Here is a 12,834-nt window from a genome sequence, read left to right on the forward strand (position 1 = left end):
CGTAGCGTGGAGGGATGGACGCAGCCGAAGCGGCGGGACCCGCGCCCGGCCCCGGGGACCCGGGGTTCCCGGCGTACCACGCGCCGCGGTGCGCCGGGCTGGGCGAGCTGGACGCGCTCGTCGCGGGGTGCCGGGCCTGCCCGCGGCTGGTGGCCTGGCGCGAGGAGGTCGCCGAGGTGAGGCGGGCGGCCTTCCAGGACCAGGAGTACTGGGCGCGGCCCGTGCCCGGCTTCGGGCCGCAGGACGCCGCCGTGGCGGTCGTCGGGCTGGCGCCCGCCGCGCACGGGGGCAACAGGACCGGCCGCATGTTCACCGGCGACGCGGCCGGGGACTTCCTCTTCGAGGCGCTGCACACCGTGGGCCTGGCCTCGCGGCCCACATCCACGCACCCCGGGGACGGTCTCGCCCTGCGCGGCGTACGGCTCACGTCCCCCGTGCACTGCGCGCCCCCGGCGAACAGGCCGACCCCGGAGGAACGCGACACCTGCCGCGCCTGGCTGGCCGCCGAGCTGGACCTGCTGAGCCCGGGGCTGCGGGCGGTGGTGGTCCTGGGCGGGTTCGGGTGGCAGGCGCTGCTCCCGGTGCTCGCCGGGGCGGGGTGGCGGGTGCCGCGGCCGCGCCCTGCCTTCGGCCACGGCGCGCACGTCGCCCTCCCCGCCACGGAGCGGAGGCAGGAGCTGCACCTCTTCGGCAGCTACCACCCCAGTCAGCGCAACACGTTCACGGGGCGGCTCACGATGCCCATGCTCGTCGGAGTCCTCCGGGAGGCCGCCCGGACGGCGGGGCTGCCGGCCGTCTGACCGCTCCCGTCTCGGCCGACCGGTGGTCAGGAACGGTCGGCAGAAAGGGAATGCGCGTCGGCGCGTCGCCGGCCGCGGGGGGAGGAACGCCAGGCCGCGGCCGTCGGACGCGCGGACCGCCGCCCCGGTCAGGCCGCCGGGCCCGTCAGGACGTCCGGACCGCCAGGCCCGTCAGGTCGTCTGTTCGTCGGCGAGCTCCGCGACGCCCGTGATCCGGTGCAGCGGATACGTCCGGACCTCGTCGGCCGTGTGGTCGTACGCCGTCACGAAGCCGCCCTCGACCTTGACCGGGGCGATGACGCGCTGGCTGGCCGCGCCCTCCGCGTTGACGTAGCCGATCCAGACCGCGGACCCGGTCATCGCGGCCGCCTGCACCGTGGCGAGGGTCTCGGCGGGGGTCGTGCGGGGGAGGGAGCCGCCGCCCGCCCCGCCTGTGTCCGGGGTGTCCCTGTGGACGGCCCTGGCGGCGGAGTCCCCGGCCCGCACAGCCCGTACGGCGGCACCGAGCAGGGTGTCGTCCGGGACCGGCGGGCCCTCGGGGACGGGCACGGGAGGTGTACGCGGCGGAGTGCGGCGGGCGCCCGCGCGGGTGATCAGGACGTCGCCCTCGGCGGACTCGGCGGCCGGGGCGTACCCCATCTCGCGCAGCCCGTCGAGGAGCGACCCCGGGTCGGCCTGTGCGGCCAGGACGGTCGGGGCGAGGCGGCGCAGCCGCAGGGTGGCCGACCGCTTGTCGGCCAGGATCTCGTTGAGCACGGCCTCGTCGTCGCAGCGTACGTACGCGGAGGCGGCGCCGATCCGCAGATGGCCGTGGCGGCGGGCCACGTCGTCGATGAGGTAGCTCAGCGGCTGCGGCACCGGCGTACGGCTGTGGGTGGCCAGGAAGGCGTGCAGGTCGGTCGCGGCCCGGCCGGCGTCGAGCGCGCGGCGCACGGAGCCGGGGGTGAAGCGGTAGACCGTCGCGCCGCCCTTGGACTCGACGTCGGCGAGCACCGACAGCATCTCGGCGAGCGGGCGTTCCAGCGGTCCGGGTGCGACCGCGGTGAGGTCGGCCTGGAGCAGGACGTGGTCCAGCGGTTCGGGGATCAGCGGGGCGAGGCGGGCGGCTGCGGCGTCGGGGCCCTCGTCGAGCAGGGCGCGGGCCTGGGAGGAGAGGGCTCCGCGGCCGGTGATGCCGAGCATCTCCGCGTCGTTGACCGTCCACAGGGCGATCCGGGAACGGAGGTCGGAGGCGTCGCCCGGGCCGGCCGGCCCGCCCGGTCCCGTCGAGCGCAGCGGGCGTTCCCAGCGGAGCCGGGCGAGGAGGGTCTGCGGGTCGGGAGCGGTGCCCGGCGGGAGCGAGGCGAACAGCGCCAGGACCCGGCGGCGTACCTCGGGCGCGGCCGAGCGGTCCAGGTCGGGGCCGAGGGCGGACAGCGCACGGCCCTTGGCGTCCTGGCCGCCGATGAGGCCCGCGGTGCGCGTGGCGGCGAGCCAGGCGGTGGCGAGGTGGGTCCAGCGGTCCTGGGCGGGGAGGTCCAGCCACTCGTCGGAGGCCGGGGTCGGCGCGTACCGCTCGTCGGTCTCGCCGTCGGAGGCCAGCAGGCCCGCCGCGTAGGCGAGTTCGATCCAGAACGCGGCGACGCTCTCGGACACGTCGAGCGCGACGGCGGCCCGCTTCAGCTCGCGGACGCTCAGGCCCCCCGCGCGGAGGATGGCGGGGCCGCCGTTGTTCCAGAGCTTCAGCAGTTCCTCGACGGTGGACAGGGCCATGAAGCCCTGGCCCGCCGCGGCTCTGTCCACAGCCTGGGGATCGCGCTCGGCCGCGGCGACGAGCGCCGGCGCCACGGGCTCGGGCACGCGGTGGGCGCGGCCGGCCCGCAGATGCAGCGCCGCCTCGCGCGGCAGGACGACGGTGCGCGTCGACACGGGCAGCAGCAGGCCGCGGTCGCGCAGCCACTGCACGGGCGGGGCGGGGTTCGGGGTGACCTCCCCGTACGGCGGGCCCCAGACCAGCCGGTCGAGCACGGACAGCGCCTCGACGGGGGCGGTGTCCAGCAGCTCCGCCATCCTCGTCCGGTCCGTGAAGAGCCCGGCCAGCGCGGTGACGGCGGACACCGGGTCGTGGGTGGCCGGCAGCCCGGCGGCGGTCAGGATCTCCTGGAGCCTGCCGGGCGACATACCGGCCGTGGCCTCGGAGACGGTCGGGCCGAGACCGGTGGGGGAGGGGTGCTGCGGAGAGGGGGCGAGCAGCTCGCGGGCGGTGCGCACGAGGTGCAGCCGGGCGTCCTCGCCCCAGACCAGGGCCTGTTCGCGCAGGGTCGCGAGGGCGGCCGGAAGGGCGGCGGTGATCGCCGCGCCCGCGTCGTCCCGCCCGTCGCCGTCGTCCTGCCCGTCGCCCGTGAGGAGCGCGAGCAGTGTGTCGTACGGGGCGGGGTCCGGCGCCACGGCCAGCGCCTCCGCGGTCTGCAGGGCGAAACGGTCGAGGTGCTCCAGCGCACGGACGACGGAGGCCCGTGTGCCGGCCCGCGTCGCCAGCTGCGTGATGTCGTTCGGCACGGGGCTGAGCAGGTCGGGGCGGGCACGCAGCAGCCCTGCCAGCGATTCGTCGCCCCGGGCGCGCAGGGCTTCGGCGAGCGTGCGCGGTGGTGTGGTCGTCCCCATCCGTCCCACGGTAGCCGCTGGAACGCTACCGTCGGGGCAGGGCGGGTGGAGGGAGAACCAGCGCGTGGGGATCGAGAGCGACCAGCTTGTCTACGACTACCTCAGCCGGGTCGGTGACCTGGCGCAGCAGCAACAGCTGTCCTCGGGCGCCCGGATGAGACTCGTCGCGACGCTGCGGGGCGAGATCGACCGGCAGCGCGGCACGGACGGAACCGACTCTCCGGCGGTGGTACGGCGCATCATCGGCCGCCTGGGGGCGCCGGGTGAACTCGTCGCCGCGGCGGCCGAGTCGGTGGACGGAGAGGTGTCGCTCCCCTCGCCCCGGGCGGACGCGGACGCCGGAGGCGCGCGCGAGGTCCCCCGGGCGCGGCGGGGGCTGCTCAGGAAAGACGTGCCGCGCAAGGGCGCGTCGCCGGAGGCCCCGACGGCCGGACACGTGGACCGGGGGCCCGGGGAACCGCGGCCCGGGGAGCCCGCCCCGCACTGGCCCGCGGCTTCCGCGCCGCACATGGCGGGGCTGGGCCAGGAGCCGTCCGGGGGTGAGCCCGAGTGGTGGCGGATCGAGCCGGGGCCGTTCGGCGAGGCCGAGCGGGGCGGTCCGGGTGTGTCGGGCCCGGGCACGGCCGTGCCCGGGTTCGTGGGCGGGCTGGAGAGCCCGGAACTCTTCGGCATGCCGAGCGCGCCGAAGGCCCCTGCTCCGCGCGCGCCGTCGGAGACGGACGAAGACACGAAGCCGGACGAGAAGGCCGCCCCGGTTCCGCCGCCGGGGCCCGGTAGGAGACTGCGGCTGCGTCGGCCCAGGAAGGCCGCCGCCGTGGACGCCGGGGCCGCCGCGCGGCCCCGGCTCTCCAATCCGCTGCTGCTGCTGGCCGCCGCGCTGCTGGTCGCCGGCGCCGTCCTCGGGTCGTGGCTGGCCCTCGCGGGTGGCTGGCTGCTGGCGTACAGCTCGCGCAAGTTCTCGCGGGCGGAGGCGAAGTGGGTCGCGCTGGGTCTGCCGGGCGTGGTCGTCGCCGGCGCCTTCGTCTGGCTGTGGGGGCGGATGGAGGGCCGCTGGGGCGAGCCGCTCGCCGAGGGAGCGATGGGCGACGCGATGACGGACGTCTGGCCCGTGGTGGTGCGCATCGCGGCAGTGGCATCGGCGCTCTATCTGGTGTGGAGGGCCCGCAGGCTGACGGGCTGACGGACCGACGGGCTGACGGATCGAGGCTGGCAGGCGCAGGCGGCGCGCCGACGACGGGGCGGCAGCGACTGGCCCGGCGGGCCCGGCAGGCGCGACAGGGCGGCGCGCGCAGGGCCCGGCGCCCCTCACGCCGGGACACGGGTCCGGACGCCCCGGGGAGTGTACGACCGTACGCCTTAAGGTGTACGGTCGTACGCATGCCGATGCCGATGGACTACTTCGCCGACGATCCGCGTACGCACCTGGAGCGCATGCTCGCGGGCGACCTCTACATCGCCGACGATCCCGAGATCGCCCGGAGGCAGCAGCGGGCGATGCGTCTGGCGGCCCGTTTCCAGGCCGTCTACACCGAGGACGCCGACGAGGCCCGGGGTGTCCTGGCCGAGCTGCTGGAGTCCGTGGGCGAGGGCGTCGACGTGCGCCCGCCGCTCTTCGTCGACTACGGCAGCAACATCTCCATCGGCGCCCGCACCTTCGTCAACTACCACCTCACCGCGCTGGACGTCGCGCGCATCACCATCGGCGAGGACTGCCAGATCGGCCCCAACGTCCAGCTCCTCACCCCCACGCACCCCGTCGAGCCCGGGCCCCGCCGGGACAAGCTGGAAGCCGCTCTCCCCATCACCATCGGCGACAACGTCTGGCTCGGCGGCGGGGTCATCGTGTGCCCCGGGGTGACCATCGGCGACAACTCCGTGATCGGCGCCGGTGCCGTGGTCACGAAGGACATCCCCGCCGACGTCGTCGCCGTGGGCAACCCCGCGCGCGTCGTCCGCAGCGTCTGATCCCGCCCCGTGGCCACCGGACGGACGGACCCCCAGCGGCGCGAGCGGATCCTCGCCGCCACGCTCGACCACATCGCCGACGAGGGAGTCGCCGGCGTCTCGCACCGCAAGATCGCCGCGCGCGCCGATGTGCCGCTGGGGTCGATGACGTATCACTTCAACGGCATCGACGAACTGCTGCGCGAGGCATTCACCCGTTTCGCCGGCCAGATCGTGGCGGTCTTCGAGCTGCACCTGGGCCGGGCCGGGAGTCCGGAGGAGGCCCGTGAAGCGGTCATCGACCTCATCCACCTGCTCTCCGAGGGGCCGCGCCGCGAACTCGTCCTCACCCAGGAGCTCTACACCCTGGCCGCCCGGCGCGACGAGTACCGCGAGCTCACCCACGCGTGGATGAACCGCAGCCGCCGGCTGCTGGAGCAGCACTTCGACCCGGACACCGCCCGTCAGCTCGACGCGCTGATCGAGGGGCTCGCCCTGCACCGGGCGCTGGACACCGAACCGCAGGAGCGCCGGCTGACGCGGCTGGCGGTGCTGCGGATGACCTCCGGCGGCTAGGGCGGAGGCCGCCGGTGCCGGATCGCGCGCACGCGCACGTCCCCGAACCACCTGTGGGGTGCGGACCTGACCCCGCACCCCACAGGTTCCTCCCCGGTCCTCCCCGGTTCTCCCCGGTTCTCCCCGGTCCTCCCCGGTCCTCCCCGGTCCTCCCCGGTCCTCCCCGGTCCTCCCCGGTCCTCCCCGGTTCTCCCGCCCTCCCGGTCCTCGGCGGGACGCGGCGGGACACGGCGAACCGGCGCGGCAATGACGACAGAAGATGTCCGGTTTCCGGGCAACCATGGTGTCTCCGCCGCCCGCACGGGCAGCGGAGCGTCCCGCCGCGTCCCGGCGCACGGATCGGTCCGGGAGGACACACATGGCAGCGGCACTCGACGGAAAGGTCGCTCTCGTCGCGGGGGCGACGCGGGGAGCGGGCAGGGGGATCGCGGTCGAGCTCGGCGCAGCCGGGGCCACCGTCTACGTCACCGGACGCAGCACCCGGACCCGCCGGTCGGAGTACGACCGCCCCGAGACCGTCGAGGACACCGCCGACCTGGTGACCGGGGCGGGCGGGAACGGCATCGCGGTCCCCACCGACCACCTGGTCCCCTCACAGGTCCGCGCCCTGGTGGACCGCATCGCGGCCGAGCAGGGCCGGCTGGACGTGCTGGTCAACGACATCTGGGGCGGTGAACACCTCTTCGCCTGGGACACCCCGGTGTGGGAGCACGACCTGGACAAGGGGCTGCGGCTGCTGCGGCTCGCCGTGGAGACGCACGCCGTCACCAGCCACCACGCTCTCCCCCTCCTGCTGCGCGGCACGGGCGGGCTGGTCGTCGAGATGACCGACGGCACCGCCGCGTACAACCGGGACACCTACCGGAACTCCTTCTTCTACGACCTCGCCAAGACCGCGGTCCTCCGCATGGGCTTCTCCCTGGGCCACGAACTGGGCCCGCGCGGCGCGACCGCGGTGGCTCTGACCCCTGGGTGGATGCGCTCGGAGATGATGCTCGACCACTTCGAGGTGACCGAGGAGACCTGGCGTGACGCCATCGACCGGGTGCCGCACTTCTGCATCTCGGAGACGCCGCGCTACACGGGGAGGGCCGTCGCCGCGCTGGCCGCCGATCCCGGGGTGAGCCGGTGGAACGGGCAGTCGCTGTCCAGCGGCGGGCTGGCGCGGGAGTACGGGTTCACCGACCTCGACGGCAGCCGGCCGGACGCCTGGCGCTACCTCACCGAGGTCCAGGACGTCGGCGGCCCCGCCGACGCGACCGGCTACCGCTGAGCCGCTCGCCACGGCCCGGGGACGAGTCCCCCGCCCTACGTCGTCAGGTCGGCCCGGAGCTCGTCCAGGATCCTGTCCGCCGCCGTGTAGCCGATGCCCTGGATCCAGAGCTCGTCCTCGACGGGGAACACCCTGCCGTCCTTCACCGCGTCCATGGTCTTCCACAGGCCGCTGCCCAGGGTCTGCGTCTCCTTGGACTTCTCGGCGTCCCCGTACGTCGAGTGGAAGACGACGTCCGCGTCCGCCTGGTCGATCCTCTCGGGGCTGACGTCGTACGAGAAGCCGTCCTTCGCCTTGTCCACGACGGCGGGCCGGCCGAGGCCGACGTCGGCGAGGATCGTCGCGATGTAGTTCCGGCGGCCGTAGACGCGGATGTCGGCGCCCTCGACGAACCGGACCACGTTGACCTCGGTGGCCGCGGCCTTCTCCTTGCCGCCGAGCGCCTCGGTGACCTCTCCGACGTGCTGGTCGTAGGCGGCGATGACCTTCTCGGCGGCCGGCACCCTGCCCAGCGCGTTGGCGTGGACCTGGAAGTTCTCCTTCCAGGGGTAGCCCGTGTTCTCCGTCATCACGGTCGGCGCGATCCCCGAGAGCTCGTCGTACACGTCGCCGTGGCGGAGCTTGCTGGTGAGGATCAGATCCGGCTTCAGCGCGGCGACGGCCTCCAGGTTCGGCGTCGTCATCTCCCCGACGTCCTCGATGCCCGCGACCTCGTCCTCCGGCAGATAGCCCAGGAAGCCGGACTCCGTACCCGTGTGCGTGGCACCGACCGGCGTGACGCCGAGGGTGAGTGCGGAGTCCAGCTCGGCGGTGTCCAGGACGACGACCCTCTTCGGCGCCACGGGGACCTTGATGTTGCCCATGGCCGTGGCGACCGTGTGGGTGCCGTCGGAGGAGGACGCCGCGCCGTCGGAGCCGGAGTCCGAGCCGGAACCGGAGGAGCCGCAGGCCGTGAGAGCCAGCGCGGCAGTCAGGGCCAGCGAACCGGCGACGGCCGGGCGGGACGAGAAGGGCATGTCAGAGAGCCTTTCCGGAGGAGGGCGGGGCGGAGAGCGGGGCGGGGCTCCAGGGCGCGCCGGGGACGACGAGCGGCGAACCCGTGACCGGGTCCGGGACGACGACGGCCTCCAGGCCGAAGACCTCGCGCACGAGCCCGGCGGTGACGACGTCCCCGGGCCGCCCCTCGGCGACGATGCGGCCGGACTTCATGGCGACGAGGTGGTCGGCGTACCGGGCGGCCTGGTTGAGGTCGTGCAGGACGGTGACGACGGTCCGCCCCCGGGTGCCGTCCGCCGCGGGGGCGGCGAGTCGGCGTACCAGGTCCAGGACCTCGACCTGGTGCGCGATGTCGAGGTACGTCGTCGGCTCGTCGAGCAGCAGCAGGTCCGTGTCCTGTGCGAGCGCCATGGCGATCCACACCCGCTGGCGCTGGCCGCCGGACAGCTCGTCCACCGGCCGGTCGCCGAGGGCGGTGATGTCCGTGCGCTCCATGGCGTCCGTGACCGCGCGCTCGTCCTCGTCCGACCACTGCTGCCACCAGCGCTGGTGCGGCTGACGCCCCCGGGCGACCAGGTCCGAGACGGTGATCGCCTCCGGTGCGACGGGCGTCTGCGGGAGCAGCCCCACGGACCGGGCGATCGTGCGCGTGGGTATCCGGGAGAGCTCCGTGCCGTCCAGCAGGACCGAGCCGCCGGCCGGCTTCAGCAGCCGCCCGAGCGCCCGCAGGGTCGTCGACTTGCCGCAGGCGTTCGGGCCGACGATGACGGTCACCTGCCCGTCGGGTACGGCCAGGTCCAGCTCGTGCACGACGGTGCGGTCGTCGTAGGCGAGGGTCAGGGCACGGGCCGTGAGCCGGGACGCGGCGGCGGCGGTGTCCGTGGCGGTCTCCGTGGAACGGGTCGTCGTCATGCGTTGCCTCCAGCGCGGCCACCGTGGCCACGGATGATCAGCCAGATCAGATACGGGGCGCCGACCGCCGCCGTCAGGACCCCCACCGGAAGCTCGGTGGGGGAGAAGAGCCTGCGGGCCAGCAGGTCCGCGGACACCACGATCACGGCGCCGAGCAGGGCCGAGCAGAGCAGCGGGATCTGCGCCGTGCGCGTCATGCGGCGGGCGATCTGCGGGGCGAGCAGCGCCACGAAGTCGACGGGTCCCGCCGTCCCCGTCGCCACCGACGCCAGGACGACCCCGAGGGCGACGAGACCCAGCCGCACGCGGCCGAGGCGCACGCCCAGCGCCGTGGCGGTGTCGTCGTCCATCGCCACGGTGCGCTGCGCCCGCGCCGCCCACAGCACGGCGGGCAGCAGGATCAGGAGCGTCCAGCCGATCGGCGCGGCCTCGTCCCAGCCGCGGCCGTTGAGCGAGCCCGTCATCCAGATCTGCGCCTGCTGGGCGACCAGGTAGTCGCCCTTCGTCAGGAACAGGGTCGTCACCGAGCGCAGGGCGATCGCGAAGCCGATCCCGATGAGGACGAACCGGGTCGCGTGGAGCCCGCCGCGCCACGCGAAGACGTACACCAGCGCTGCCGCGGCGATGCCACCGGCGACGGAGAGGGAGGGCAGGACGGCGTACGACGTGAGGCCGAAGGTCATCGCGCCGACCGTGAGGGCGCTCGCCCCCTGGCTGATGCCGATGATGTCGGGGCTGGCGAGCGGGTTGCGGGCGACGGTCTGGATCAGCGCCCCGGCGATCCCGAACGCCGCTCCGACGAGCAGACCGACCACCATGCGCGGCAGCCGCAGCGTGCCCACGACCAGTTCGTCGGGGGACGGCTGCCCGAGCACGACCCTGACGACCTCCGCCGGGGCCACGAAGCTCTCGCCGACGCAGAGGTACGCGACGCAGACCGCGGCCAGCAGGACGGCCAGGGCCACCGCCACGAGCCCCGCCCGCCGGTGGAGCAGGAAGCGGGCCCGCTTCCCGACCCGCACGACCCGGTAGCCGGCGGGCCGGACCGGGGTCCGTACGGGCACTGCCGTGTCCGCGCTCATGCGGGCACCGCCTTCCGGCGTACGAGGGTGACCAGGAACGGGACGCCGATCAGTGCCGTCATCACGCCGGCCGGGACCTCGCCCGGCGGGAACAGGACCCGGCCCACGACGTCGGAGACGAGGAGCATCACCGGGCCGATGAGGGCGGCCATCGGCAGCACCCAGCGGTGGTCGCCGCCCACGACGGCGCGGGCGATGTGCGGCACGGCCAGACCGACGAAGGCGATCGGACCGGCCGCCGCGACGCCCGCGCCGGTGAGCACGGTGGCCCCGATGCCGCCGACGACCCGTACGGCCCCCACGTTCTGTCCGAGCCCCTTGGCGACGTCCTCGCCCAGTGCCAGCGCGTCGAGCCCGCGCGCCACGGACACGACGAGCACGGTGCCGATCAGCAGGAACGGCCAGATCTGCTGGGCGACCTCCGCCTCGCGGCCGGCGATCGAGCCCACCTGCCAGAAGCGGAACTCGTCGAGCGCCGACGCCCTGGTCGTGAGCACCGCCATGGTCACCGACACCAGCAGCGCGTTGACGGCGGCCCCGCCCAGTGCGAGTTTCACCGGCGTCGCACCGCCGCGGCCCCGGGAGGCGATGGCGTACACGGCGACGGACGCGACGGCGGCCCCCGCGAAGGCGAACCAGACGTAGCCGGTGAGGGTGTGGACCCCCGCGTAGGCGATGGCCAGGACGACGGCGACCGACGCGCCCTGGCTGATCCCCAGGATCCCGGGGTCGGCGATGGGGTTGCGGGTGATGCCCTGGAGCACCGTGCCCGCGAGGGCGAGCGCCGAGCCGACCATCAGCCCGATCACGGTGCGCGGCACCCGCATCTGCCGGATCACCTCGGCGGCGTCGGAGTGCCCGCCGTGCAGCAGGGCGTCCAGGACCGCGGACGGCGCGATGGTCCGCGCCCCCACGGCGAGGCTGAGCAGGACGGAGAGCAGCAGCGCGACGACGGCGACAGCGGTCGCGAGCGCGCGTCTGGACAGGCGTGGAGCGGCGGCTGCCATCGGCACCAATCGGGGTGAGCACGAACGAAGGGAGGCAAACCCCGGAAAGGGGAGGTAAGGCTTGGCTAAGTCTATGCGCGCCCTGTGGGGACGGGCAGGGTGCCTACGGCCTCCGTCACCGGGCGCGGGCCGCGCGCAGCTCCACCTCGGCGGCGGTCACCGGTGCGTGGATCCTGTACACGTCACCGGCGGGCGGAGCTCCCGGCCGGTCGCCGTCCCCCCGTACGGCGATGAAGGAGACGGCTGTGCGGGAGCCGGGCTGCCAGAACGTGCGGTACTGCGGCCCGTTCGCCGGGGTCTCCGGGATCTCCACCAGAGGGACGCCGCGCCGGTCCAGGAGGCGCTGGAGCTTCTCGAACCGCAGCCGGGGTGCGAATCGCCCGTAGCGGGCGCGCAGCACCTCGCCCGGAACGGCGCGGTCGCGGCGGGCGAGCCGGTGCACCTGGAGGCTGAAGTGGTGCCCCGCCCAGGGGGCACCGCCGCGGTCACGGTGGAAGTGGAACTCGGCCAGGCCGTAGTCGCGGAGCAGGGCCCGCCGGCCGAAGGCGCTCTCGGCGTAGTCCGTGCCCATGACGGCGGCGACCCGGTCCGGGGAGTCGTCCGGCCGGAGGCCGAGGATCGTGCCGGTGGTGACGGTGTGGACATAGAAGGCCAGGGAGTACGGGGTCACTTCTCGTTCCTCGGCAGGGGAGGGGCGGCTGCGGCGAGTCTGCCCGCAGGGCGGCGCCCCCGGCCCCCCGGGTCCCCGTCGCGGCGTTCCCAGGCCCCGGCGGTCCCAGTCCCCGGGTCCCCGTCGGCGGCGCCCCCAGGCCCCCGGGCCCCGCCCCGAGGGCCCCGCGCGGGCCGGCCCCGCCGGGTCCGCCGCGGCACTCGGCACAATGGACCCCATGCCTTCACCCACTCTGACGGTCGGATTCGACCTCGACATGACCCTCATCGACTCCCGGCCCGGCATCAAGGCCGTCTACGAGGCGCTGGCAGCCGAGACGGGTGTGTACATAGACACCGACCTGGTCGTCAGCCGGCTCGGCCCGCCGCTCGCCGAGGAGATGTCCCACTGGTTCCCCGCCGACGCGATCCCGGCGGCCGCCGACCGGTTCCGCGAGATCTACCCGGACCGGGCGATCGTGCCGACGACGGCGATGCCCGGCGCCCGGGAGGCCGTCGAGGCCGTCCAGGCGCTCGGCGGACAGTCGATGGTCGTCACGGCCAAGTACGAGCCGAACGCCAAGCTGCACCTCACCCACCTCGGCATCCCCGCGGACACGGTGATCGGCGGCCTCTGGGCCGAGGGCAAGGCGGAGGCGCTCCTGGAGCACGGTGCGCGGATCTACGTCGGCGACCACACCGGGGACGTACGGGGGGCGCGCGCGGCGGGTGCCCTGTCGGTCGGTGTCACGACCGGCCCGTGCGACGAGGAGGAGCTGCGGGCGGCGGGCGCCGACGTGATCCTGCCCGACCTCACCGCCTTCCCCGCCTGGCTGCGGAGCTTCGCCGCGGAGTGACCGGCGGGACGGCACTCCCGGCGCTGTCACGGGTGCCCTCCCGCAGCAGTGCTGTTAATTTCACCTTTATGTCTCTAAAGCATCCGTATTGCCCGA

12 protein-coding genes are annotated in these 12,834 nt (G+C 74.8%); 6 read left to right on the top strand and 6 right to left on the bottom strand.

The genetic code is table 11. The features are described from left to right. Nucleotides 1–14: 14 nt before the first annotated feature. A complete protein-coding gene (locus ACFC51_RS26415) occupies nt 15–800 on the top strand; it encodes a uracil-DNA glycosylase (RefSeq protein ID WP_376369289.1) in 786 nt (261 codons plus the stop codon). A 171-nt stretch (nt 801–971) separates the two neighbouring features. Here ACFC51_RS26415 and ACFC51_RS26420 read toward each other — a convergent pair whose 3' ends face one another. Next, on the bottom strand, nt 972–3,443 hold the full coding sequence (locus tag ACFC51_RS26420) for a helicase C-terminal domain-containing protein (RefSeq protein WP_376369288.1): 2,472 nt from the start codon (nt 3,441–3,443) through the stop codon (nt 972–974). Between the two features lie 64 nt (nt 3,444–3,507). Between ACFC51_RS26420 and ACFC51_RS26425 the strand changes: the two genes are divergently transcribed. From ACFC51_RS26425 to ACFC51_RS26440, 4 genes are all read left to right on the top strand, one after another. Then, nucleotides 3,508–4,623: a hypothetical protein gene (locus ACFC51_RS26425; RefSeq protein WP_376369287.1), complete on the top strand. Its 1,116-nt coding sequence runs from the start codon at nt 3,508–3,510 to the stop codon at nt 4,621–4,623. A 203-nt stretch (nt 4,624–4,826) separates the two neighbouring features. Beyond that, on the top strand, nt 4,827–5,408 hold the full coding sequence (locus ACFC51_RS26430) for a sugar O-acetyltransferase (protein ID WP_376369339.1): 582 nt from the start codon (nt 4,827–4,829) through the stop codon (nt 5,406–5,408). 9 nt (nt 5,409–5,417) lie between these two features. Beyond that, nucleotides 5,418–5,963 (top strand): TetR/AcrR family transcriptional regulator, encoded by a 546-nt coding sequence (locus ACFC51_RS26435; protein WP_376531148.1) that lies wholly within the window; start codon nt 5,418–5,420, stop codon nt 5,961–5,963. 358 nt (nt 5,964–6,321) lie between these two features. After that, nucleotides 6,322–7,236 (top strand): SDR family oxidoreductase, encoded by a 915-nt coding sequence (locus ACFC51_RS26440; protein ID WP_376369285.1) that lies wholly within the window; start codon nt 6,322–6,324, stop codon nt 7,234–7,236. A 35-nt stretch (nt 7,237–7,271) separates the two neighbouring features. Here the strand turns inward: ACFC51_RS26440 and ACFC51_RS26445 are convergent, their stop codons facing one another. The 5 genes from ACFC51_RS26445 to ACFC51_RS26465 all read right to left on the bottom strand — a co-directional run bounded on the left by ACFC51_RS26445 (nt 7,272) and on the right by ACFC51_RS26465 (nt 11,903). Next, a complete protein-coding gene (locus ACFC51_RS26445) occupies nt 7,272–8,252 on the bottom strand; it encodes an ABC transporter substrate-binding protein (protein ID WP_376369284.1) in 981 nt (326 codons plus the stop codon). A 1-nt stretch (nt 8,253) separates the two neighbouring features. Beyond that, nucleotides 8,254–9,144: an ABC transporter ATP-binding protein gene (locus ACFC51_RS26450; protein ID WP_376531150.1), complete on the bottom strand. Its 891-nt coding sequence runs from the start codon at nt 9,142–9,144 to the stop codon at nt 8,254–8,256. Then, entirely contained in the window at nt 9,141–10,226 is a 1,086-nt protein-coding gene (locus tag ACFC51_RS26455) for a FecCD family ABC transporter permease (RefSeq protein ID WP_376369282.1), read from the bottom strand. The genes ACFC51_RS26450 and ACFC51_RS26455 overlap by 4 nt, the downstream gene beginning before the upstream one ends. Then, complete coding sequence (locus ACFC51_RS26460; protein WP_376531152.1) at nt 10,223–11,233, bottom strand: FecCD family ABC transporter permease; 1,011 nt, start codon at nt 11,231–11,233, stop codon at nt 10,223–10,225. Before ACFC51_RS26460 ends, ACFC51_RS26455 begins: the two co-directional genes overlap by 4 nt. Nucleotides 11,234–11,348: 115 nt before the next feature. Beyond that, a complete protein-coding gene (locus ACFC51_RS26465; protein WP_376531155.1) occupies nt 11,349–11,903 on the bottom strand; it encodes a hypothetical protein in 555 nt (184 codons plus the stop codon). Between the two features lie 208 nt (nt 11,904–12,111). On the opposite strand from ACFC51_RS26465, the gene ACFC51_RS26470 reads away from it, so the two are divergent. After that, on the top strand, nt 12,112–12,738 hold the full coding sequence (locus tag ACFC51_RS26470) for an HAD family hydrolase (RefSeq protein WP_376369279.1): 627 nt from the start codon (nt 12,112–12,114) through the stop codon (nt 12,736–12,738). Nucleotides 12,739–12,834 lie beyond the last annotated feature (96 nt).

This window comes from Streptomyces sp. NPDC055962 (assembly GCF_042270185.1).
Lineage (GTDB): Bacteria > Actinomycetota > Actinomycetes > Streptomycetales > Streptomycetaceae > Streptomyces.

What these genes read in the sequence shown, in the direction of transcription:
- ACFC51_RS26430 (WP_376369339.1), top strand. Translation starts at nt 4,827, where the DNA reads ATGCCGATGGACTACTTCGCCGACGATCCGCGTACGCACCTGGAGCGC.
- ACFC51_RS26455 (WP_376369282.1), bottom strand. Translation starts at nt 10,226, where the DNA reads ATGAGCGCGGACACGGCAGTGCCCGTACGGACCCCGGTCCGGCCCGCC.
- ACFC51_RS26440 (WP_376369285.1), top strand. Translation starts at nt 6,322, where the DNA reads ATGGCAGCGGCACTCGACGGAAAGGTCGCTCTCGTCGCGGGGGCGACG.
- ACFC51_RS26420 (WP_376369288.1), bottom strand. Translation starts at nt 3,443, where the DNA reads ATGGGGACGACCACACCACCGCGCACGCTCGCCGAAGCCCTGCGCGCC.
- ACFC51_RS26470 (WP_376369279.1), top strand. Translation starts at nt 12,112, where the DNA reads ATGGACCCCATGCCTTCACCCACTCTGACGGTCGGATTCGACCTCGAC.
- ACFC51_RS26460 (WP_376531152.1), bottom strand. Translation starts at nt 11,233, where the DNA reads ATGGCAGCCGCCGCTCCACGCCTGTCCAGACGCGCGCTCGCGACCGCT.
- ACFC51_RS26415 (WP_376369289.1), top strand. Translation starts at nt 15, where the DNA reads ATGGACGCAGCCGAAGCGGCGGGACCCGCGCCCGGCCCCGGGGACCCG.
- ACFC51_RS26450 (WP_376531150.1), bottom strand. Translation starts at nt 9,144, where the DNA reads ATGACGACGACCCGTTCCACGGAGACCGCCACGGACACCGCCGCCGCC.
- ACFC51_RS26445 (WP_376369284.1), bottom strand. Translation starts at nt 8,252, where the DNA reads ATGCCCTTCTCGTCCCGCCCGGCCGTCGCCGGTTCGCTGGCCCTGACT.